Origin of the sequence: Ramlibacter sp. (assembly GCA_019635435.1) — a bacterium.
Taxonomy (GTDB): domain Bacteria; phylum Pseudomonadota; class Gammaproteobacteria; order Burkholderiales; family Burkholderiaceae_C; genus JAHBZM01.
Map to the genome: position 1 here is coordinate 4,318,988 of JAHBZM010000001.1, position 18,933 is coordinate 4,337,920.

General features: G+C 68.1%; 20 protein-coding genes. 7 read left to right on the top strand and 13 right to left on the bottom strand.

Translation table 11 applies throughout. The features are described from left to right. The first annotated feature begins 83 nt into the window (after positions 1-83). From KF796_21205 to KF796_21225, 5 genes are all read left to right on the top strand, one after another. Positions 84-2,990, top strand: a complete 2,907-nt coding sequence (locus tag KF796_21205) for a ribonucleoside-diphosphate reductase subunit alpha (protein ID MBX3589157.1) — start codon at positions 84-86, stop codon at positions 2,988-2,990. A gap of 116 nt (positions 2,991-3,106) precedes the next feature. Beyond that, the gene (locus tag KF796_21210) at positions 3,107-4,330 is read left to right on the top strand and encodes a ribonucleotide-diphosphate reductase subunit beta (protein MBX3589158.1); all 1,224 of its coding nucleotides are present in this window, start codon (positions 3,107-3,109) and stop codon (positions 4,328-4,330) included. 204 nt (positions 4,331-4,534) lie between these two features. After that, complete coding sequence (locus KF796_21215; protein ID MBX3589159.1) at positions 4,535-5,011, top strand: histone H1-like DNA-binding protein; 477 nt, start codon at positions 4,535-4,537, stop codon at positions 5,009-5,011. A 93-nt stretch (positions 5,012-5,104) separates the two neighbouring features. After that, positions 5,105-5,983, top strand: coding sequence for a CoA ester lyase (locus tag KF796_21220; protein MBX3589160.1), 879 nt, complete (start codon positions 5,105-5,107; stop codon positions 5,981-5,983). Beyond that, entirely contained in the window at positions 5,976-6,485 is a 510-nt protein-coding gene (locus KF796_21225; protein MBX3589161.1) for a hypothetical protein, read from the top strand. The genes KF796_21220 and KF796_21225 overlap by 8 nt, the downstream gene beginning before the upstream one ends. 27 nt (positions 6,486-6,512) lie before the next feature. Here the strand turns inward: KF796_21225 and KF796_21230 are convergent, their stop codons facing one another. From KF796_21230 to KF796_21240, 3 genes are all read right to left on the bottom strand, one after another. Further along, complete coding sequence (locus KF796_21230; GenBank protein MBX3589162.1) at positions 6,513-7,238, bottom strand: sulfite exporter TauE/SafE family protein; 726 nt, start codon at positions 7,236-7,238, stop codon at positions 6,513-6,515. Positions 7,239-7,326: 88 nt separating this feature from the next. Further along, positions 7,327-7,656 carry a hypothetical protein gene (locus KF796_21235; protein MBX3589163.1) on the bottom strand — a complete coding sequence of 110 codons (330 nt, stop codon included), beginning with the start codon at positions 7,654-7,656 and terminating at the stop codon, positions 7,327-7,329. Next, the gene (locus tag KF796_21240; protein ID MBX3589164.1) at positions 7,653-8,657 is read right to left on the bottom strand and encodes a helix-turn-helix domain-containing protein; all 1,005 of its coding nucleotides are present in this window, start codon (positions 8,655-8,657) and stop codon (positions 7,653-7,655) included. Before KF796_21240 ends, KF796_21235 begins: the two co-directional genes overlap by 4 nt. A gap of 100 nt (positions 8,658-8,757) precedes the next feature. On the opposite strand from KF796_21240, the gene KF796_21245 reads away from it, so the two are divergent. Continuing rightward, positions 8,758-9,384 carry a cysteine hydrolase gene (locus KF796_21245; GenBank protein ID MBX3589165.1) on the top strand — a complete coding sequence of 209 codons (627 nt, stop codon included), beginning with the start codon at positions 8,758-8,760 and terminating at the stop codon, positions 9,382-9,384. Positions 9,385-9,410: 26 nt separating this feature from the next. Here the strand turns inward: KF796_21245 and KF796_21250 are convergent, their stop codons facing one another. The 8 genes from KF796_21250 to KF796_21285 all read right to left on the bottom strand — a co-directional run bounded on the left by KF796_21250 (position 9,411) and on the right by KF796_21285 (position 16,303). Further along, on the bottom strand, positions 9,411-10,694 hold the full coding sequence (locus KF796_21250; protein MBX3589166.1) for an MgtC/SapB family protein: 1,284 nt from the start codon (positions 10,692-10,694) through the stop codon (positions 9,411-9,413). Further along, positions 10,681-12,090 carry an ATP-dependent RNA helicase DbpA gene (gene dbpA, locus KF796_21255; protein MBX3589167.1) on the bottom strand — a complete coding sequence of 470 codons (1,410 nt, stop codon included), beginning with the start codon at positions 12,088-12,090 and terminating at the stop codon, positions 10,681-10,683. The genes KF796_21250 and dbpA overlap by 14 nt, the downstream gene beginning before the upstream one ends. A gap of 177 nt (positions 12,091-12,267) precedes the next feature. Continuing rightward, the gene (locus tag KF796_21260) at positions 12,268-12,744 is read right to left on the bottom strand and encodes a hypothetical protein (protein ID MBX3589168.1); all 477 of its coding nucleotides are present in this window, start codon (positions 12,742-12,744) and stop codon (positions 12,268-12,270) included. 111 nt (positions 12,745-12,855) lie between these two features. Next, the gene (locus tag KF796_21265) at positions 12,856-13,254 is read right to left on the bottom strand and encodes an FKBP-type peptidyl-prolyl cis-trans isomerase (protein MBX3589169.1); all 399 of its coding nucleotides are present in this window, start codon (positions 13,252-13,254) and stop codon (positions 12,856-12,858) included. Between the two features lie 57 nt (positions 13,255-13,311). Beyond that, positions 13,312-13,773 (bottom strand): hypothetical protein, encoded by a 462-nt coding sequence (locus tag KF796_21270; GenBank protein ID MBX3589170.1) that lies wholly within the window; start codon positions 13,771-13,773, stop codon positions 13,312-13,314. A gap of 75 nt (positions 13,774-13,848) precedes the next feature. After that, positions 13,849-14,514 (bottom strand): hypothetical protein, encoded by a 666-nt coding sequence (locus KF796_21275; protein ID MBX3589171.1) that lies wholly within the window; start codon positions 14,512-14,514, stop codon positions 13,849-13,851. Continuing rightward, the gene (locus tag KF796_21280) at positions 14,511-15,494 is read right to left on the bottom strand and encodes an MCE family protein (GenBank protein ID MBX3589172.1); all 984 of its coding nucleotides are present in this window, start codon (positions 15,492-15,494) and stop codon (positions 14,511-14,513) included. Before KF796_21280 ends, KF796_21275 begins: the two co-directional genes overlap by 4 nt. A gap of 5 nt (positions 15,495-15,499) precedes the next feature. Further along, positions 15,500-16,303, bottom strand: coding sequence for an ABC transporter permease (locus KF796_21285; protein MBX3589173.1), 804 nt, complete (start codon positions 16,301-16,303; stop codon positions 15,500-15,502). Between the two features lie 116 nt (positions 16,304-16,419). On the opposite strand from KF796_21285, the gene KF796_21290 reads away from it, so the two are divergent. Further along, entirely contained in the window at positions 16,420-17,247 is an 828-nt protein-coding gene (locus tag KF796_21290; GenBank protein MBX3589174.1) for an FprA family A-type flavoprotein, read from the top strand. On the opposite strand, the gene KF796_21295 is transcribed toward KF796_21290, so the two are convergent. Together KF796_21295 and KF796_21300 are read right to left on the bottom strand one after the other, a co-directional pair. Next, positions 17,237-18,202 carry a pyridoxamine 5'-phosphate oxidase family protein gene (locus tag KF796_21295; GenBank protein MBX3589175.1) on the bottom strand — a complete coding sequence of 322 codons (966 nt, stop codon included), beginning with the start codon at positions 18,200-18,202 and terminating at the stop codon, positions 17,237-17,239. The genes KF796_21290 and KF796_21295 overlap by 11 nt on opposite strands. Next, positions 18,199-18,822: a glutathione S-transferase gene (locus tag KF796_21300; protein MBX3589176.1), complete on the bottom strand. Its 624-nt coding sequence runs from the start codon at positions 18,820-18,822 to the stop codon at positions 18,199-18,201. The genes KF796_21295 and KF796_21300 overlap by 4 nt, the downstream gene beginning before the upstream one ends. Positions 18,823-18,933: the final 111 nt, after the last annotated feature.

The window sequence follows — 18,933 nt, forward strand, 5'->3', positions numbered from 1 at the left end:
ACTTCAGCCGGGACACCCCCGGGGCTTCGCCCGCCGAGCCCGCCCCGACCATCCACACAATAACTGCGAAAGAAGAGGAAACAATGCAAGTTGCCTTGAGTACCCCGTCCACAACAAGCACCAACGCCCCTGTCGCCCAGAAGTCCGGCCAGACCGGCTCGACTGCCGCCAACCCGCTTGCCAATTACCAGATCATCCGCCGCAACGGCGCGGTGGTCCCGTTCGAGCCCAACAAGATCGCCATTGCGATGATGAAGGCCTTCCTGGCCGTGCATGGCACCCAGGGCGCGGCCTCGGCCAGCGTGCGCGAGACAGTGGACAGCCTGACCCAGCAGGTGATCCGCGCCATGGTGCGCTCGCGTCCGGGCGGCGGCACCTTCCACATTGAAGACGTGCAGGACCAGGTCGAACTGGGCCTGATGCGCGGCGGCCACCATGAAATCGCCCGCGCCTATGTGCTGTACCGCGAGCGCCGCACCCAGGAGCGCGCCCGGCAAACCGTGCAGGACGCGCCCAAGGCGCCGGCCCTGCATGTGCTTGACGGCGGCCAGCGCGTGGCGCTGGACCTGGACCAGCTCAAGGCGCTCATCGAGTCGGCCTGCGCGGGCCTGGACGCCGACATCCGGCCCGACCCCATCGTGGCCGAGACCATGCGCAACCTCTATGACGGCGTGCCGATGGACGAGGTCTACAAGGCCTCCATCCTGGCCGCGCGCACGCTCATCGAAAAAGACCCCGACTACACCTACGCCACCGCGCGGCTCTTGCTGCACACCATCTTCAAGGAAGTGATCGGCCGCGACGTGGCCCCCGCCGACATGGCGCAGGCCTATGCCGACTACTTCCCCGGCTTCATCAAGAAGGGCGTCGACAACGAACTGCTCGACGAGCGCCTGCAACAGTACGACCTGGCCCGCCTGGGCGCCGCGCTCAAGGCCGAGCGCGACCTCAAGTTTGACTACCTCGGCCTGCAGACCCTGTACGACCGCTACTTCCTGCACGTGCGCAAGACCCGCATCGAGCTGCCCCAGGCCTTCTTCATGCGCGTGGCCATGGGCCTGGCGCTCAACGAGATCGACCGCGAGGCGCGCGCCATCGAGTTCTATGAAGTGCTGTCGAGCTTCGACTTCATGTCCAGCACGCCCACGCTGTTCAACAGCGGCACGCTGCGCTCTCAGCTGTCCAGCTGCTACCTGACCACGGTGCCTGACGACCTGGACGGCATCTACGAGTCCATCAAGGAAAACGCCCTGCTGTCCAAGTTCGCGGGCGGCCTGGGCAACGACTGGACCCGCGTGCGCGCGCTCGGCTCGCACATCAAGGGCACCAACGGCGAGTCCCAGGGCGTGGTGCCGTTCCTCAAGGTCGTGAACGACACCGCCGTTGCGGTCAACCAGGGCGGCAAGCGCAAGGGCGCGGTCTGCACCTACCTGGAATCCTGGCACCTGGACATGGAGGAGTTCCTGGAGCTGCGCAAGAACACCGGCGACGACCGCCGGCGCACGCACGACATGAACACCGCCAACTGGATCCCCGACCTGTTCATGCGCCGTGTCATGGAAAAGGGCGAGTGGACGCTGTTCTCGCCGTCCAACGTTCCCGACCTGCACGACCTGTTCGGCGCCGACTTCGAGAAAGCCTATGTCGCCTACGAGGAAAAGGCCCGGCGCGGCGAGATCAAGCCGAGCAAGACGGTGCAGGCCGCCGACCTGTGGCGCAAGATGCTCACCATGCTGTTCGAGACCGGCCATCCCTGGATCACCTTCAAGGATGCCTGCAACGTCCGTTCGCCGCAGCAGCATGCCGGCGTGGTGCACTCCTCCAACCTGTGCACCGAGATCACGCTGAACACCAGCGACACCGAGACCGCGGTGTGCAACCTGGGCTCGGTCAACCTGCCGCAGCACCTGAAGGACGGCCAGATCGACCACGACAAGCTCAAGAAAACCGTCACCACGGCGATGCGCATGCTCGACAACGTGATCGACATCAACTACTACGCGGTCAAGAAGGCGCGCGACTCCAACATGCGCCACCGCCCCGTGGGCCTGGGCGTGATGGGCTTCCAGGACGCGCTGTATGAACTGCGCGTGCCCTACGCCTCCGAGCAGGCCGTCGAGTTTGCCGACCGGTCGATGGAAGCCATCTGCTACCACGCCTACTGGGCCTCCACCGAGCTGGCCCGCGAGCGCGGCAAGTACTCCAGCTACAAGGGCTCGCTGTGGGACAAGGGCATCCTGCCCCTGGACACGCTCAACCTGCTGGAGCAGGCGCGTGGCGGCTATGTGGAAGTCGACAAGACCGCCACGCTCGACTGGGACGCCCTGCGCCAGAAGATCAAGACCGATGGCATGCGCAACTCCAACTGCGTGGCCATCGCGCCCACGGCCACCATCTCCAACATCATTGGGGTGGACGCCTCGATCGAGCCCTGCTTCGGCAACCTCTCCGTCAAGTCCAACCTGTCGGGCGAGTTCACCATCATCAACCACTACCTCGTGCGCGACCTCAAGCGCCTGGGCCTGTGGGACGACGTGATGGTCATGGACCTCAAGCACTTTGACGGTTCGCTGCGCCCCATCGACCGCGTGCCGCAGGACGTCAAGGCCCTGTACGCCACCGCGTTCGAGGTGGAGACCACCTGGCTGGTCGAGGCCGCCGCGCGCCGCCAGAAGTGGATCGACCAGGCCCAGTCGCTGAACATCTACATGGCCGGCGTGTCGGGCAAGAAGCTCGATGACACCTACAAGCTCGCCTGGCTGCGCGGCCTGAAGACCACCTACTACCTTCGCACCATCAGCGCCACGCAAACCGAGAAGTCCACCGTCACCTCGGGCCGCCTCAACGCCGTGTCATCGGGCGCGGCTTCGGGTGGCATGAGCGCGCTCGACGCGGCCGCTGCCGCGGCGCAGGCGCAGATGAATGCAACGCCCGCCACCGACATCAAGTTCTGCGCGATCGACGATCCGACCTGCGAGGCCTGCCAGTAAGTGCGGTCTTGTCCGACAAAGTGTCGATGCAATAGAGCAACACAATAGATCAGCGATGTGAATGAACACTTTTCATTTCGCATCGCTGATCACATAATTCACGCATTGGAAAACTTATGTTGACCTGGGACGAAGAAGTCAAGCCCTCATCGCCAACAACACTGCACAGCGGTTCACCCGGCAACCGTGCGGTGGAATCATCACCTCTTTCGCAAGCCTCCGCGGTCCGCCAGCCCGCCGTGCGCACGCTGGATGATGGCGCCGTGATGCCGCAGCCTGCAGCCGCTGCAGCCACGCCCGTGGCCGCCAAACCCGCCGTGCAACGCCGCGTCAACGCGGCTGACAAGCGCATCATCAACGGCCAGACCGACGTCAACCAGCTGGTGCCGTTCAAGTACAAGTGGGCCTGGGAAAAATACCTCGCCACCTGCGCCAACCACTGGATGCCGCAAGAGGTCAACATGACGCGCGACATCGCGCTGTGGAAAGACCCCAACGGCCTGACCGAGGACGAGCGCCGCATCGTCAAGCGCAACCTCGGCTTCTTCGTGACGGCCGACTCGCTGGCCGCCAACAACATCGTGCTGGGCACCTACCGCCACATCACGGCGCCCGAGTGCCGCCAGTTCCTGCTGCGCCAGGCCTTCGAGGAAGCCATCCACACCCACGCCTACCAGTACATCGTCGAGTCGCTGGGCCTGGACGAGAGCGAGATCTTCAACGCCTACAACGAGGTGCAGTCGATCCGCGACAAGGACGAGTTCCTGATCCCCTTCATCGAGGCGATCATGAACCCCAACTTCCACACCGGCACGCCCGAGACCGACCAGACCCTGCTCAAGTCGCTGATCGTCTTCGCCTGCCTCATGGAAGGCCTGTTCTTCTACGTCGGCTTCACGCAGATCCTCGCGCTGGGCCGCCAGAACAAGATGACCGGCGCCGCCGAGCAGTACCAGTACATCCTGCGCGACGAGTCCATGCACTGCAACTTCGGCATCGACCTGATCAACCAGCTCAAGCTCGAGAACCCGCACCTGTGGACGGCTGAATTCAAGAACGAGATCAAGGCCCTGTTCCACAAGGCGGTCGAACTCGAATACAAATACGCCGAGGACACCATGCCGCGCGGCGTGCTTGGCATGAATGCCTCCATGTTCAAGGGCTACCTGCGCTACATCGCGAACCGTCGCGCCACGCAGATCGGCCTGGAGGAGCTCTTCCCGAACGAGACCAATCCGTTCCCCTGGATGAGCGAAATGATTGACCTGAAGAAAGAGCGCAACTTCTTCGAAACCCGCGTGATTGAGTACCAGTCGGGTGGCGCGCTTTCCTGGGACTGAGCATCAATGCGAATGCTTTAAGACAACTGCGATGAGCTTGAGATTCGCCCGTGCTGACAACCTGGCCACAGAGCCCGGTGCGGTGCGGGCCACGGTGTTCATGAGGCTGGGCGCAAGACCCAACCCCATGGATCGCTTCGTGCCCCCAACAGGCATGGAGTGCTTCTTTGGTTGATGTTGATCAACTTGATTAGGAGAATGAAAATGGCAACTGCAAAGAAACCGGCCGCCAAGAAGGCCGCAGCGAAGAAGCCGGCCGCCAAGAAGGCCCCGGCAAAGAAGGTAGCAGCCAAGAAGGTTGCCGCCAAGAAGCCGGCAGCGAAGAAAGTCGCCGCCAAGAAGGCTCCGGCCAAAAAGGTAGCAGCCAAGAAGGTTGCCGCCAAGAAGCCGGCAGCGAAGAAAGTCGCCGCCAAGAAGCCCGCAGCCAAGAAGGTAGCAGCCAAAAAGGCGCCGGCGAAAAAGGCCGCTGCCAAAAAAGCGCCGGCGAAGAAAGCCGCTGCGAAGAAGGTAGCAAAAAAGCCTGCGGCCAAGAAAGCAGCGAAGAAGCCCGCTGCGAAGAAAGCCGCGAAAAAGCCCGCTGCCAAGCCTGCTGCGAAACCTGCGGCCGCCCCGGCGCCTGCGGCTCAGACCACTCTGAACCCGCAGGCCGCCTGGCCGTTCCCCACGGCCAGCAAGCCCTGAGGCCGCGAGCGGTTTACCGCTTCAAGCCCGGTGCCGAAAGGCCCCGGGCTTTTTCATGCCTGCCCGCAGCGCGGCGCCTGCGATACTGCGCCCATGTCCACACCCCTGTCCGATCCCGCGGCGCCCGTGCTGCGCCGCACCTGGTTGTTTGGCGCCGGCGCCGTGCCCGCCGTCCATGAGGCCATGGCCGCCAGCGGCGCCGACGTCCTGATCCAGGACCTGGAAGATTTCACGCCGCCCGAACGCCGCGCCCAGGCCCGCCTGCTGGCCCCCGCGCTCTACGCGCGCTGGCGCGATGCCGGCGCCCTGGCGTGCGTGCGCATCAACCCACTGGAAACCGAAGGCTTGGACGACCTGCGGGCGGTGATGCCCGCGCGCCCCGACATCGTGGCCTACCCCAAGGCCGCCACGGCGCGGCAGATGAAGGCCCTGGACGATGCGCTGACGCTGCAGGAGCAGGCCCTCGGCCTGGCCCGGGGCGTGACCGGCATCCTGCCGGTGTGCGAAACCGCGCTGGGCGTCGTGAATGTGCGTGACATCGCCGCCGCCAGCCTGCGCATCCGCCATGCGCTGCTGGGCGCCGAAGACCTCGCGGCCGACCTGTGCGCCGAGCGCAGCCCCGAGGCCGTGGAGCTTGACCACGCGCGCCGCCGCTTCGTGCTCGAATGCCGGGCCGCCGGCATCGAACCCGTCGACGCGCCCTACACCTTCAGCGACGTGGCCGGCGCGGTGCAGGAAGCCCGCTACGCACGCCGCCTGGGCTACCGCTGCAAGAGCCTGGTGCGCCCCGACCACGCGCAGCCGCTGCGTGAGGCCCTGGTGCCCGGCGCGGCCGAGCTCGACCTGGCGCGGCGCATCGTCAGCGAATTCGAGGCCGCGCGCAGCCGCGGCGAAGAGCGCGCGCTGGTCGATGGCCTGTGGGTCGAAGTGCCCAGCTACCTGAACGCGCGGCGGCTGCTCAGCCATGCCTGAAGCCAGCCGCGTGCCCAACGGCATCCGCGCGCCGCGCCACGACGAGGCCGGCAAGGGCGCGGTGGAGCGCGCGGTCTTCACGGAATTTGCCGCGCGCTTTCGCGCCGATGTGGACATCACCTCCATCCGCAGCGGCGACCCGAACCTGCGCGAGCCCGACATCATTGCCAAGTCCACCGAAAGCGATGCCCCCGTGGCCTGCGAGCTCGTGCGCCTGACCGAGATCAATGGCAAGGCCGCGGTCGATGCCGTCGAGCGCAAGTTCCACAAGGCCCGCCAGGGGCTGTACGCCGGGGTCAGGGCCGAGCAGCTGGAGCTGCTCGCATGGTCCGACCAGCTGCAGACCGAATGGTCCCGGGTGCTGCAGGACCTGGGCCAGTGGTTGCATGAAGACACCACGGGCTTCACGCGCGCCTGGCTGTGGCACCGCAGCGGCGCGGGCAGCGACCAAGAATCGGTCTGGCTCTGGGAGACCGGGCGCGGCATCAGCCGGTTTGACTGAGACCGGCCCAACCGCGAAGGCGCAGGCCTATCCCCGCACGGCTGCCCACAGCAGGGTGACGCCCGCCACCAGCAGCAGGCCTTCGATCAGCAGACGGAATTTCTCGGGCGCCAGCTGGAGCACAAAGCGTTTCGCCGCAAAAGAACCCACCATGATGGTGCTGCCAATGATCAGCCCCTTGAGCACTGCGTCCCAGGGCAGGGCCCCCAGGCTGCGGAAGGTGATGGCCTTGGCAAGGTACACCGCGAGCGAGCCCAGCGCCTCGGTGGACAGGTAGGCGCCCTTGACCAGCCCGAACGCCAGGAAGAACGGCGCATTGACCGGCCCGGTGCTGACCACGATGCCCGTGATGAAGCCGATGACCGCCCCCACCAGCGCCAGGTGGCCCAGGCCCAGCGTCCACTGGCGCGCGACCATCCAGCGGCGCACCGGGATCATCGCCATGAAGAACAGCCCCAGCACCGCTTCCACCACCCCTGGCGGCAGGCGCAGCAGCGTGGCCGCGCCCAGAGCCGCCGCGGGCGCGGCGGTCACGCTGTAGGCCGCCACGGCGGGCCAGTGGACCTCGCGCCACCACACCGCCACGCGCGAGCCATTGGCCATGATGCTGGCCACCGCCATGATGGGCACCGCCTCGCGCGGGCCAAACACGATCACCAGGGCCGGCATCAACATGATCGATGTGCCAAAGCCCACCACGCCGCCCACGGTGCCGGCCACCAGCCCCAGCAAGAGCACCAGCGCAAAGTCCATCGTCTGCTTCTGTCCTGTCTGCTACTGATTTAATAGCACACAGTGGCCGCCAGCTCTGGACTCCAGGCCCATTTGGCTTGAAATCGCATCATGGCTTGCAGACTTCGAACACGTCGTTGCCCACCTCCACGCCCGCCAGGCTGGTGCGCGCGCGCACCCGGTGGCAGCCGGGCCGGATCACGCCGAGGTCGGTGGTGGCGATCAGGTAGCCGTTGGGGTCCAGACCGCTCGAGGTGCCATAGAGCACGGCCAGGTCCAGCACGCGGCGGCGGAATTCACGGGTGTTGGTTGTGTCAGGCCATGGGGCGGGCGCGGGCGCCACAGTCGCGGGGGACTTTTTGGATTGCGCCTCGGCAGGGGAAATCGGCCCCAGCAACAAGGCCAGCGACAGCGCAAGAGCCAAACGCGGCAGGGTCATGCCAGGGCCCCACGAAATTCGCGCCGGTAGGTCATCGGCGAAGTATGCAGCACGGCCGCGAACTGCTGGCGCAGCGACGTGGCCGAGCCGAAGCCGGCGTCGCCCGCGATCTGCTCCACCGAGCGCTGCGTGGTCTCGAGCAGGCGGCGTGCCCGCGCCAGGCGCTGGTGCAGCAGCCATTGGCCCACCGTGGTCCCGGTGACGCGCCGGAAATGCCGCGTGAAGGTGCGCCGCGTCATGAGGGCGCGGCGCGCCAGGCCGTCCAGCTTGTGCGGCTGCTCAAGGTGCTGCTGCACCCAGGCCAGCACGGCCGACAGGCGGTGGTCGGCCCCGGAAGCCGGCAGGGGCCGCTCCACGTACTGGGCCTGCCCGCCCTGGCGGTGCGGCGCCACCACCATGCGCCGGGCCACGCGGCTGGCCACCTCGGCGCCATGGTCGCTGCGCAGCAGGTGCAGGCAGCAATCAATGCCCGCGGCGGTCCCCGCCGATGTCAGGATGCCGCCCTCGTCCACATACAGCACGTCGGCGCGCAGCTCCACCTGCGGGTAGCGCTGCGCAAACTGCGGCGCCACGGCCCAGTGCGTGGTGGCGGGCCGGCCGTCGAGCAGCCCCGCTTCGGCCAGCACAAAGGCACCCACGCACAGCCCCACCACGCGCGCGCCGCGGCGGTGCGCAGAACGCAAGGCGCGCAGCAGCGCCTCGGGCGGTGCCTGCCATGGCCCGTCGCCCGGGCTGTGCCAGGACGGCACGATCACGATGTCGGCGCGGCCCAGCGCCGCGAGCCCCTTGTCCACCTGCACCGTGAAGCCCGCTGTGGTGCGCAGGGGCCCGGGCTCGGCGGCGCAGACCACCAGCCGGAAGCGCGGCACGCCCGCGCCGCCCAGGTCGCTGCCAAACACCATGCAGGGAACCGACAGGTGGAAGGGGCTGATGCCATCGAACGCCACCACGGCCACCGTCTGGGGGCTGGCAGGGCGTGATGCGGTCCTGGAGGCAGGCATGGCCCGATTCTATCGATTTGTGTCATTCGGGCCACTTTCCGGATTAAATGGGGCCGGCCCAGAATTCAACCTGTCCAACCACCGACCCCTGGAGAATTTCATGACCCCCACACCCCGCCGCGCCCTCATCGTGATCGACGTGCAGAACGAATACTTCACAGGCCGGCTGCGCATCGAGCATCCGCCGGTGGCCGACAGCCTGCCGCGCATCACCCAGGCCATGGACGCGGCGCACGCGGCCGGCATCCCCGTGGTGGTGGTGCAGCAGAACGCCCCCGAGACCTCGCCGGTGTTCGCCCATGGCTCGGAATCGTGGCAGCTGCATGAAGCGGTGGCGCGCCGCCCGCACAGCCTGCGCATCGACAAGAACCTGCCCAGTGCCTTCACCGGCACCGGGCTGGCCGACTGGCTGGCCCAGCAGAAGGTCGACACGCTCACGGTGGTGGGCTACATGACGCACAACTGCGATGCCTCCACCATCTACGAAGCCACGCACCGGGGCCTGCAGGTGGAGTTCCTGCACGACGCCACCGGCGCCCTGCCTTACGCCAACGACGCCGGCAGCGCCACGGCCGAGGAGATTCACCGGGTGTTCAGCGTGGTGTTCCACTCGCGCTTTGCGGCCGTGGCCTCGACCGACGCCTGGGTGGCGGCCGTGCAGGCCGGCACGCCATTGCCCCGCGGCAACATCCCGGCCTCCCATGCGGCGGCCGTCGCGGCGCGCTGAACCCCAGCGCTACCGAGGGCACCCCTTCATGGCCAGACCCCGCTCTGCCACGCCAGCAAACCGGTCGTCAGGACGGTGTGTCCCAGCAGGCCGGGCGCCAGCGCCAACGCGTAGCGGCGACCCCCACTGATCCAGCCGGTCACGAGCTTGCTCAGCGCATGCACACCGATGGCCAGCATCAAGGCGGCAGCGCCAGAGGGGCCCGGCACCTGCCGGACCATCACGGCCGCTGCCGCGGCATGCAGGTCTGCCAGTGCAGCCAGCAGGCTGCCTGCCAGAAGGCCTGCTTCACCGAACCCCAACGTCATGGCGTGCACCAGCACCTGCATGCCCGTGATCAGCGCCGCCACGACCGCCGTCACCCGCAAACTGAACATGGGTGCATCGTCAACTCGGGCCTCGTCCACCGGCGTGTCCCCTGGCACCGACCCCTCTGTCAGTCCGCGCTGCACCTGCCAGGCCCCCCAAGCGGCGACGGTCACCCCGCCCGCCAGCGCCGGCAGCCACAGCACCTCAAGCCAGGCTGGTCGCACGGCCGCAGCCACGGCGAGCAGTTGCACCAGCGTGGGCACGCACGACAGCAGGGCCGCACCCGCCATCACCCGGGGGCTGGAACGACGCTCGCGCACCTGCGCACCCAGTGTGGCAATGGTGGCCGTGCTGGACACAAAACCGGCTGCCAGTGACGACCACACCAACGCGTGGCGCGCCTGCAGCAGCCGTTGCGCAAGATGGGCCATCGCCTGGATCGCCAGCAGCAGAACCAGCAGCGTGGCGATGGTTCGCGGATTGAGCACGGGCCCCCAGAGCGGGCGGTCGGGCAGCAGCGGCACGGCAATCAGCGCCAGGGCGCACAGCAGCAGCCCGTCGCGCACCTCGGTCGCGCGCAGCCACTGACTGGCAAACCGGTGAATGCGCTCGCGCGCCGCCAGCAATACCGCGACCGCGACGGCGAGCGCGGCGGCCAGGGCCAGGTCGGCCGTGCAGAGCGCCCCGATCACGTAGGTCAACAGCAGCGCGATCTCCGTGGTCACGCCCGGATCACCCGAGCGGTCGCGCGCGTAGGCCACCACGCCCAGCCCGGCAATGAAGGCCGCCCCCACCAGGGTGAGCCACTGGCCCCCGAGCACCATGCAGGCAGCACCCGAGACCGATGCCAGCGCAAAGCTGCGCACGCCCGCCAGCGCACGGCCCGGCCCGCTGCCCTTGCGGCGCTCGCGCTCTATGCCAATCAACAGCCCGCACCCCAGCGCGCCTGCCAGCGCAACCGCCGCGGAAGACCCGGACAGCAAGTTCTCAGGCGCGAACATCTTCGAGCAGGCGCACCTTCACGCTCTTGCCCTTGATGCGGCCGGCATTGAGCCGGCGCATCGCTTCGGGGGCAATGGCGCGGTCCACGGCCACGTAGGTCGAGAACTCGTTGACGTTGATCTTGCCCACCTGCTCCTTGGCAAAGCCGGCCTCGCCGGTCAGCGCGCCCAGCACATCGCCCGCGCGGATCTTTTCCTTGCGCCCGCCCACGATCTGCAGCGTGGCCATGGGAGGCACCAGCGGCCCCTGGCCCGAAGGCGTGAGCTCGGCCAGCGGGTGCCATTGCGACTCGCGGCCCTGCAGCACCTCGATCTTGCCCACCGCGCCCATCTCGTCCAGGTTGGCCAGGCTCAGCGCCACGCCCCCGGCGCCCGCGCGCCCGGTGCGGCCGATGCGGTGGATGTGCACCTCGGGGTCGGGCGTGATGTCGACATTGATCACCGCCTCCAGTTGCGCGATGTCCAGCCCGCGGGCCGCCACATCGGTGGCCACCAGGACCGAGCAGCTGCGGTTGGCAAACTGCACCAGCACCTGGTCACGCTCGCGCTGCTCCAGCTCGCCATACAGCGCCAGCGCGCTGAAGCCCTGGGCCTGCAGCACGGCCACCAGGTCGCGGCACTGGGCCTTGGTGTTGCAGAAGGCCAGCGTGCTGACCGGCCGGAAATGGTTGAGCAGCAGGCTCACCGCATGCAGGCGCTCGCTGTTCTTCACTTGATACCAGCGCTGCTGGATTTTCGCCTCGTCGTGCTGGGACGCGACCTTGACCGTGACCGGCTCGCGCATGAACTGCGCGCTGAGCTTGCCAATGCCTTCCGGGTAGGTGGCCGAGAACAGCAGGGTCTGGCGCTGCCTGGGGCACTGGTGCGCCACCGTGGCAATGTCCTCGTAAAAGCCCATGTCCAGCATGCGGTCGGCCTCGTCAAGCACCAGTGTGTTGAGCGCCTCGATGTTCAGCGAGCCGCGCTCCAGGTGGTCCATGATCCGGCCCGGCGTGCCCACCGCGATGTGCGCGCCGGTCTCCAGGCTTGAGATCTGGTTGCGCAGCGGCACCCCACCACACAGCGTGACGATCTTGATGTTTTCCTCGGCCCGCGCCAGCCGGCGGATTTCGGTGGTCACCTGGTCGGCCAGCTCGCGCGTGGGGCACAGCACCAGGGTCTGGATGGCAAAGCGGCGCGGGTTGAGGTTGGCCAGCAGCGCCAGCGCAAACGCCGCGGTCTTGCCGCTGCCGGTCTTGGCCTGGGCGATCAGGTCCTTGCCCAGCAGCGCCGGCGGCAGCGCCGCGGCCTGGATCGGCGTCATCTCCAGATAGCCCAGCTGCTGCAGGTTCGCCAGCATGGCGGGGTTCAGGGGCAGCGTGTCAAAGCCGGCGGCGGAGGGTGTGGAGGCGGTCATGCCACCAATTATCGGTGCAGGGTGGCGGGCACTATATTTTTGATAGCAATATGAGGCCGCCAGACCTGGACTCCACCCCGAAATCGCATCAGCAAGGGCGAAATGGCGGCGCCCGCTTCTTCCTCGGCGGCTGGAACAGGGCTGGCGGCCGAAGTGCCGGGCTGCGGCCCCGCGGGCTCAGCAGCCTGAAGGCCGGTCGGCGCGCATCGGAATGCGCCCCGTGATGGTGATCGTGGGCGAGCCGCCAATCACGCTGCCCACAAAGTTGACGGCATTGCCACTGCGCGAGACGCTGGAGTCGCCCACCGGTGACGCCTCGTAGGTGGTCCCGGCGAGCTTGATCTGCAGGCGGTGCACCGTGGTGGTGTCCTGCAGGTATTGCACACTGCCCTCCGCCACGGCACCGCCACCCGCGCGCGGGATGTTCTCGAAGCTGAACACGCAGGCATCGGTGGCGCCTACGCGCTCCAGCTTGTTCACCCCCGACAGGGGTGTATTGCTGTTGCCATACACGCCATTGAGCGCGCTGTCGGTGGCCGCCGAAATGGTGAAGGCGCTGTCGTAATGGGTGGGATCCGGATCGTCACCGGCACCGCCGCAAGCGGCCAGCAGGGAAGCCAGCAGGGCACTGGTCAGGAGGTGTGTGGTTTTCATGGCGCGATGGGGCTGAAGTCACTGAAGCCCCAGTGTGCGCACCCGCCCTGCGCCGGCCCGTAGGACGGGCCAGCCGCTTGCTGTCAGCCATGGGCCGACAACGCCGCGCGGTCAGCGGCTGACCGAGATCAGCTCGATCTCGAAATTCAGCGTGGCATTCGGCGGAATCACGCTGCCCGCGCCGCGCTCGCCGTAAGCAATGGCGGGCGGGCAGGTCAGCCGCGCCTTGCCGCCGGGCTTCATCATCTGCACGCCTTCGGTCCAGCAGGCGATGACCCGGTTCAGCGGAAATTCGATGGGCACGCCCCGCTTGTAGGAGCTGTCGAACTCCCGTCCATCGGGAAAGGTTCCGCGGTAGTTGACCTTGACGGTGTCCATCGCGGCCGGCGGCGCGCCCGCGCCTTCCTTGAGCGACTGGTAGACCAGCCCGCTGCGGGTGGTGACGGCGGCCGGTTGCGCCATGACGGCGGGCACGGCCAGAACGCAGGCAGCGGCAAGGGCAGAAAGCATGAATCGCACGGGAGGTCCTTCAGGTGGGATGAATTGAATCAGGGGGCGCGGGAGCGCTCAGTCGCGCAGCCAGCGCAGCATGTGGGGATAGGGCGGGCAGCCCTGTGCCAACGCCTGGCGCGGCTCCAGCGTCAGGCCCAGCCACTGCAGGTAGGGCACGCCAAGATAGCGGCCCTCGGCAAAATTCTCGAGCAGGGCAGCGGCGCCGTCGCGGTAGCCCCCCGGGTGGAACAGCACCGCCGGGTCCAGCGCCAGGTGCAGCGCGGCCGCATACGACCACGCGATCGCGCCCAGTTCCTCGCCCCCATCGGCCGCCAATGTCCCGTCAACGCGGGACCGTTCGGCGGCGGTGAGCATGGCCAGGTGCCCGGCTTCATGCAGCAGGTCGCCGGGGTGCTTCAGGCGCGATTCGTCCACCACCAGCGCACCGCCGATGAGCGCCAGGCCCGGCAGGAAGCAGGTGTCGTCCAGCGCGCCCCGGCGCACCTGCAGCCCGATGCCGCGCAGGAAATCGGCCATGCGCTGAACCACGGGATCGGCAAACCGCCCTTGATGGACCGGGCGCCGCAAAGCCTCGGCATGCTGCGCCAGCACTCAGCGCTCCTGGGTCACCAGCGCCATGCGCCGGCGCAGGCGGGCCACCTCGTCGCTGGCACCCGCGGCCTGGGCGCGCTGCAGCTGCACGCCAAGCCAGGCCAGCAGCGGCCGCCGCCAACCCTGGTCTGAAGCCGTTTCGGTGGCGGTGGCGATCACCTCCGGGCTGGCTTTGCCGGTGCGAAACAGCACCCCGGCCGCGACCAGCCGCGACAGCGGATCGGCGATGGCCTTGAGCGCGCCGCCATCGGCCGCGCCCGCGGCCACCGCGCGCTGCGCCGCCGGCAGCAGCGCGGCATCGGCGGGTGCCAGGCGGCCTGCAAGGTAGTTGGCATAGGCATGCTCGGCGGCGGGCGCATCCGGACGCAGGGCCTCGAAACCATCACAGGGCGCCAGCACCAGGCTGGCCACCTGGGCGGCGCAGCGGGTCAGTTCGGCGCGCGCCATCAACGCTGCCTTGCCCGTGCTGGCAATGGCCTGGCGGGCCCGCGCGTACTCGGCCGCCTCGACCCGGGCGTTGCCACCCAGGTAGGCCTCGGTGAAGCGGGCCAGCGCGCCCTGCGCGTCCATCTGCCAGTCAGGGGGCGGCGGATTGCTGCCGCAGGCACCCAGCAGCAGCGCCAGCGCCACCGCCGCGCCGCCCGCGCTTTTTGCAATGCCGTTCATGGCAGCTTGATCTCCGTGTCGCGCGCGAACGGCCACTTGCGGTTGATGTCGTTCACCAGGCTCTCGATCTTGCGCAGGTTGGCCTCGACCTCGTTGCGCAGGCTGCCCAGGTCGGCCGTGGCCACGCGCGCGTTGGCGCCCACGGCCTGGGCCTCGACCAGCACCGCGTCCATCTTCTTCAGGCTGTTGCGGGTGTCGGCCAGCAATTCATTGACCTGGCCCACGGCGGCCTTGACGTCGCGCATCACGCCGTCGGGGCCGAACACCTGCGCATCGGCCTTGCCGGCCAGGCCATCGGCCTTGAGCACCAGGCCATCCAGGCGGGCCAGCAAGGCATTGGCGCGGTCCAGCGCCACGCTGATCTTGGCGGCATCGTCACCAGCCACCATGCCCAGCGCGCCGCGCGGGCCCTTGAGCTTTTCGGTCGCGCTTTGCAGGTTGGCCAGGGTCGCGCCCAGGGCTCCGTCCTCCGAGGTCAGGGCATTGAGGTTGTCCAGCAGTTCCTTGGTCGACGCAATCACCTTGGGGATTTCGGCCGTGGTGTCGCCACGCAGCACGGTACGCACCGCGCCGTCTTCCAGCGGCGGGTCGGTCAGCAGGCCGGTGTAGGCGCGGATGTTGGTGTTGCCCAGCACGCCGCGCACCAGGGTGAACACGCTGGACTTGCGCAGCCAGTGCGCGTCCTTGGTTGGCACATCCACCAGGATGCGCGCATTGCCGTCCTCGGCCAGCTCAATCCGCCGGACCCGGCCAATGGGAAAGCCCGAGAACGTGAGGTTCATGCCCACCACCACGCCCTCGGAGTCATCGGACATCAGCACCAGGCGCTGCGTGGCTTCGAACGCGCCGCGCGCATACAGCAGGTACAACGTGGACGAACCCACCAGCAACACCATGAACACCAGCAACAGCAGCGCCTTGAACTCCACGTGGGCGACCGGCCGCAGGGCGTCGTCAGAAGGCGTTTCAGGTTCTTTCATGGGGCTCAATAGTAGTTGCCCACCAGCGAGGCCACCTCGATCAGCAGCAGCACCGCGAACACGCGCACCAGCACCTGCAGTTCGGCGCTGGTGCGGCTCCCGACCGCCACCACCGGGTACAGGCCCGAGGCCATGGGCATCAGCGACACGGCCAGGCTGAAGAACAGCGTCTTGAGCACGAACACCAGGGTCACCGCGGGATTGAAGACCTGGCCAAACATGCGCGTGTAGCCGGGCAGGCCGGCCCAGCTGAAACCATAGACCGCCAGATAGGCCAGCACCATGGCCACCACGCAGCTCAGCGCCGCCAGCGTGACGGTGGAGAACACGCCCGCCACCACGCGCGGCAGCAGTTCACGCCCCACCGGGTCAATGCCCTGGCGCCGCAGGGCGTCCAGCGCGCCCGAGCGGCGCATGCGGGCCAGCTCGGCGCCGTGCGGCAGGGTGCAGCGCAAGGCCACGAACAGCGCGGCCGTGAGCGGGATCAGCTCCAGCACCAGCACGCGGATCACCATCTCCAGCGCGTACTGCGACAGCCCGTAGCTGAGCGCGGTGACCACCACGATGCGCGTGAGCACCAGGCTGATCAGCGCGCACAGCACGGTGAACCAGCCCAGCAGCGGCGCCGTGTCGAGGTAGATGTGGCGGGCCATGGCGGTGCGGTTCTCGCGGTGGTAGCTCGACGGCGACAGCACCAGCACCAGGATCAGCGCGCCAAAGTGCGCCATGCGCCAGCTCGCCTGCGCCCAGCGCCAGGGCGCGCGCGCGGCATGGCTCAGGGAGTGGGTGACCTGGGGCAGGGGCGTCATGAACGGATGATACCGACGGACCCTGTAACTGGCGGTGACCCCGGTTGACCTGCGTCAAGGCGGCGGGGCGGCAGGCCGCCTACAGTCTGCCAACCCCTTTTCGCAGACGCCCCATCATGTCCATTGAACTGTTCCGCAACGAGCATCACGCCTGCCTGATGTTCACCGACCTCATCGAGGAAGACGGCCAGGCCGTCCAGGCCAACCAGTTCCTGATCGTGGACCATGGCACCGGGGCGGTGATCGACCCGGGGGGCAACCTTGCGTTCAACGAGCTGTTCCTGACCATGTCGCGGCACTTCTCGCCCCAGAAGCTCAGCTACATCATTGCCTCCCATGCCGACCCGGACATCATCGCCTCGCTGGACCGCTGGATGACCTCCACCCAGGCCCACCTGGTGATCTCGCGCATCTGGGAGCGCTTTGCGCCGCACTTCACCAAGGTTGGCAAGACCGAGGACCGGGTGATCGGCGTGCCCGATGCCGGCGGCCGCCTGCCGCTGGGCGACAGCGAGCTGTGGCTGCTGCCCGCGCACTTCATGCACTCCGAGGGCAACTTCCACTTCTACGACCCGGTCAGCCGCATCCTGTTCACGGGCGACCTGGGCGTGTCGCTGATGTCGGGCAAGGAGGCCAGCCAGCCCGTGACCGACCTTCAGGCCCACATCCCGCGGATGGAGGGCTTCCACCGCCGCTACATGGTGTCCAACAAGATCCTCCGGCTGTGGGTGGCCATGGCGCGCCAGCTGGACATCGCCATGCTGGTGCCGCAACACGGGGCGCCCATCAAGGGCAAAAAAGCCATTCATGACTTCCTGGCCTGGATTGAAACCCTGATGTGCGGCGTGGACCTGTTCGATGACCGCGCCTACCAGATCCCCAGCGCACGGATCGACCCGCACAGCCGCCGCACCACGGCGCGCCTGCAGGCGGTCAACGGCTGAGCCAGGGGCCCGTGGGGGCCAGCACCGGGGACAGCTCGGCCGCGCTCCAGCGCAGCGGCGAAGCCGCCGCCAGCCACCTCATGGCCGACACCTCCAGGCGCAGCAGACGCTGGGCGCCCGGATACGCGCGCAGCGCTTCAGGGTCCCAGACGATGCCGGCGCGCGCGGCCAGTTGCAGCAGGTCACCGGTCGCGTAGTCCATGAACAGCAGGCCGCAACGCGGGTTCAGCGCCAGGTTGCCCAGCGTGTTGAAAAAGTAATTGCCCACGAAGTCCGGCACGGTCAGCGAGCCGTCGGCCTCCACGCGCACAAAGCCTGGCTTGCCGCCCCGGTGCGACACGTCCACGCCATGCGCCGCGTCCGCGTCCAGCGCGGGGTGGGCGGTGGCAATGAAGAAGGTGTCGGCAGCCTCCACCAGGCGCCGCGCCGCTGCGTCAAGCGTGGCGGCCTCCCGCACAGCACCCGGCGCGGCTGGCCCGGCATACACCGCTTCGCGCGCCTGGATGTATTTGGGGCAGTTGCCAAAGCTCTGGCTGACCTGCACCGTGAAGCCATCGGCATGGGCTGCGGTGACGATGCCGTTCATGCGGTTGCGCCGGCGCGTGTGGGGCTGGATGCCCAGCAGGCCCAGCGGTGCGCCCGACACCAGGGCTGCGGCCAGCGGATCACCGGCCCAGGGCCGCGCCTGCACCGTCAACTGCTGCGGATCGGGCGAACGGGCAAAGCCCGGCGGGCCGGCCAGCACCGACGCCCAGGGCTGCCCGGCCGCGTCCACGCTGCCCGCCACCACGAACGGCAACAGCTCGAAGAACTGGCGGTGCTGCTCGGGCATGAAGCTGCGGATCACGCGCGGGCCCATGGCGTCGAGCTGCTCGAACGAGCCCGCGCGCCGCTGCAGCGCCTGCTCGCCCGCGTGAAACGGCCGCTCGATCGGCGGGTAGGCCGCGCCGTTCATGCCGCCAGCCCCACGGGGGAGCGCGCCAGGGGCACAAAGCCCGGTAGCGCCTCGATGCGGGCCAGCCAGGCCCGCACGGCGGGGTAGTCCGAGAGCGACACGCCGCCCTCGGGTGCACGGGCGATGTAGCCGTAGTTGGCAATGTCGGCCAGCGTGGCTTGCGCGCCCGCCAGAAAGGCCTGGCGCTGCAGTTCGCCCTCCATCACCCGCAGCAGCGCGTGCGCCCGCGCCACGGCGGGCGCCGGGTCGTCGGGCCGGCCAAACAGCGCGACGGCACGCGCCGCCGCCGGGCCAAACGCCACAGGACCCGCGGCCACGCTGAGCCAGCGCTGCACCCGGGCGGCCTGCACCGGGTCGCGCGGCAGCCACTGGCCCGGGGCGTGGCGCGCCTCCAGGTACACCAGGATGGCATTGGAATCGGCCAGCGTGACGTCGCCGTCCTGCATCACCGGCACCTGGCCAAACGGATTCATGGCCAGAAACGCCGGCGCCTTGTGTTCGCCCCGCGCCAGGTCCACATCGACCAGCGTCACCGGGACGCCCAGCAGCGACAGGAAAAGTTCAACACGGTGGCAATGGCCCGACAGGGCCATGCGGTAGAGCTTGACGGGTGATTTCATGTGCGGCCTTGACGGGGAGTTGGGGTGGGAAGGCCCGATTGTGTTTAGTTCACCATGGAAGATAAATGGCGCCATTCATAATTCACTAAACCGATTAACGGATTAATATGC

Bases quoted from the DNA above. Each gene is read 5' to 3' on its own strand.
- KF796_21265 (MBX3589169.1), bottom strand. From the start codon at position 13,254: ATGCTTTCTGCCCTTGCCGCTGCCTGCGTTCTGGCCGTGCCCGCCGTC.
- KF796_21245 (MBX3589165.1), top strand. From the start codon at position 8,758: ATGACCCCCACACCCCGCCGCGCCCTCATCGTGATCGACGTGCAGAAC.
- dbpA (MBX3589167.1), bottom strand. From the start codon at position 12,090: ATGACCGCCTCCACACCCTCCGCCGCCGGCTTTGACACGCTGCCCCTG.
- KF796_21240 (MBX3589164.1), bottom strand. From the start codon at position 8,657: ATGCCTGCCTCCAGGACCGCATCACGCCCTGCCAGCCCCCAGACGGTG.
- KF796_21275 (MBX3589171.1), bottom strand. From the start codon at position 14,514: ATGAACGGCATTGCAAAAAGCGCGGGCGGCGCGGCGGTGGCGCTGGCG.
- KF796_21285 (MBX3589173.1), bottom strand. From the start codon at position 16,303: ATGACGCCCCTGCCCCAGGTCACCCACTCCCTGAGCCATGCCGCGCGC.
- KF796_21260 (MBX3589168.1), bottom strand. From the start codon at position 12,744: ATGAAAACCACACACCTCCTGACCAGTGCCCTGCTGGCTTCCCTGCTG.
- KF796_21295 (MBX3589175.1), bottom strand. From the start codon at position 18,202: ATGAACGGCGCGGCCTACCCGCCGATCGAGCGGCCGTTTCACGCGGGC.
- KF796_21230 (MBX3589162.1), bottom strand. From the start codon at position 7,238: ATGGACTTTGCGCTGGTGCTCTTGCTGGGGCTGGTGGCCGGCACCGTG.
- KF796_21270 (MBX3589170.1), bottom strand. From the start codon at position 13,773: ATGGCCGATTTCCTGCGCGGCATCGGGCTGCAGGTGCGCCGGGGCGCG.
- KF796_21205 (MBX3589157.1), top strand. From the start codon at position 84: ATGCAAGTTGCCTTGAGTACCCCGTCCACAACAAGCACCAACGCCCCT.
- KF796_21235 (MBX3589163.1), bottom strand. From the start codon at position 7,656: ATGACCCTGCCGCGTTTGGCTCTTGCGCTGTCGCTGGCCTTGTTGCTG.
- KF796_21220 (MBX3589160.1), top strand. From the start codon at position 5,105: ATGTCCACACCCCTGTCCGATCCCGCGGCGCCCGTGCTGCGCCGCACC.
- KF796_21215 (MBX3589159.1), top strand. From the start codon at position 4,535: ATGGCAACTGCAAAGAAACCGGCCGCCAAGAAGGCCGCAGCGAAGAAG.
- KF796_21300 (MBX3589176.1), bottom strand. From the start codon at position 18,822: ATGAAATCACCCGTCAAGCTCTACCGCATGGCCCTGTCGGGCCATTGC.
- KF796_21250 (MBX3589166.1), bottom strand. From the start codon at position 10,694: ATGTTCGCGCCTGAGAACTTGCTGTCCGGGTCTTCCGCGGCGGTTGCG.
- KF796_21225 (MBX3589161.1), top strand. From the start codon at position 5,976: ATGCCTGAAGCCAGCCGCGTGCCCAACGGCATCCGCGCGCCGCGCCAC.
- KF796_21210 (MBX3589158.1), top strand. From the start codon at position 3,107: ATGTTGACCTGGGACGAAGAAGTCAAGCCCTCATCGCCAACAACACTG.
- KF796_21280 (MBX3589172.1), bottom strand. From the start codon at position 15,494: ATGAAAGAACCTGAAACGCCTTCTGACGACGCCCTGCGGCCGGTCGCC.
- KF796_21290 (MBX3589174.1), top strand. From the start codon at position 16,420: ATGTCCATTGAACTGTTCCGCAACGAGCATCACGCCTGCCTGATGTTC.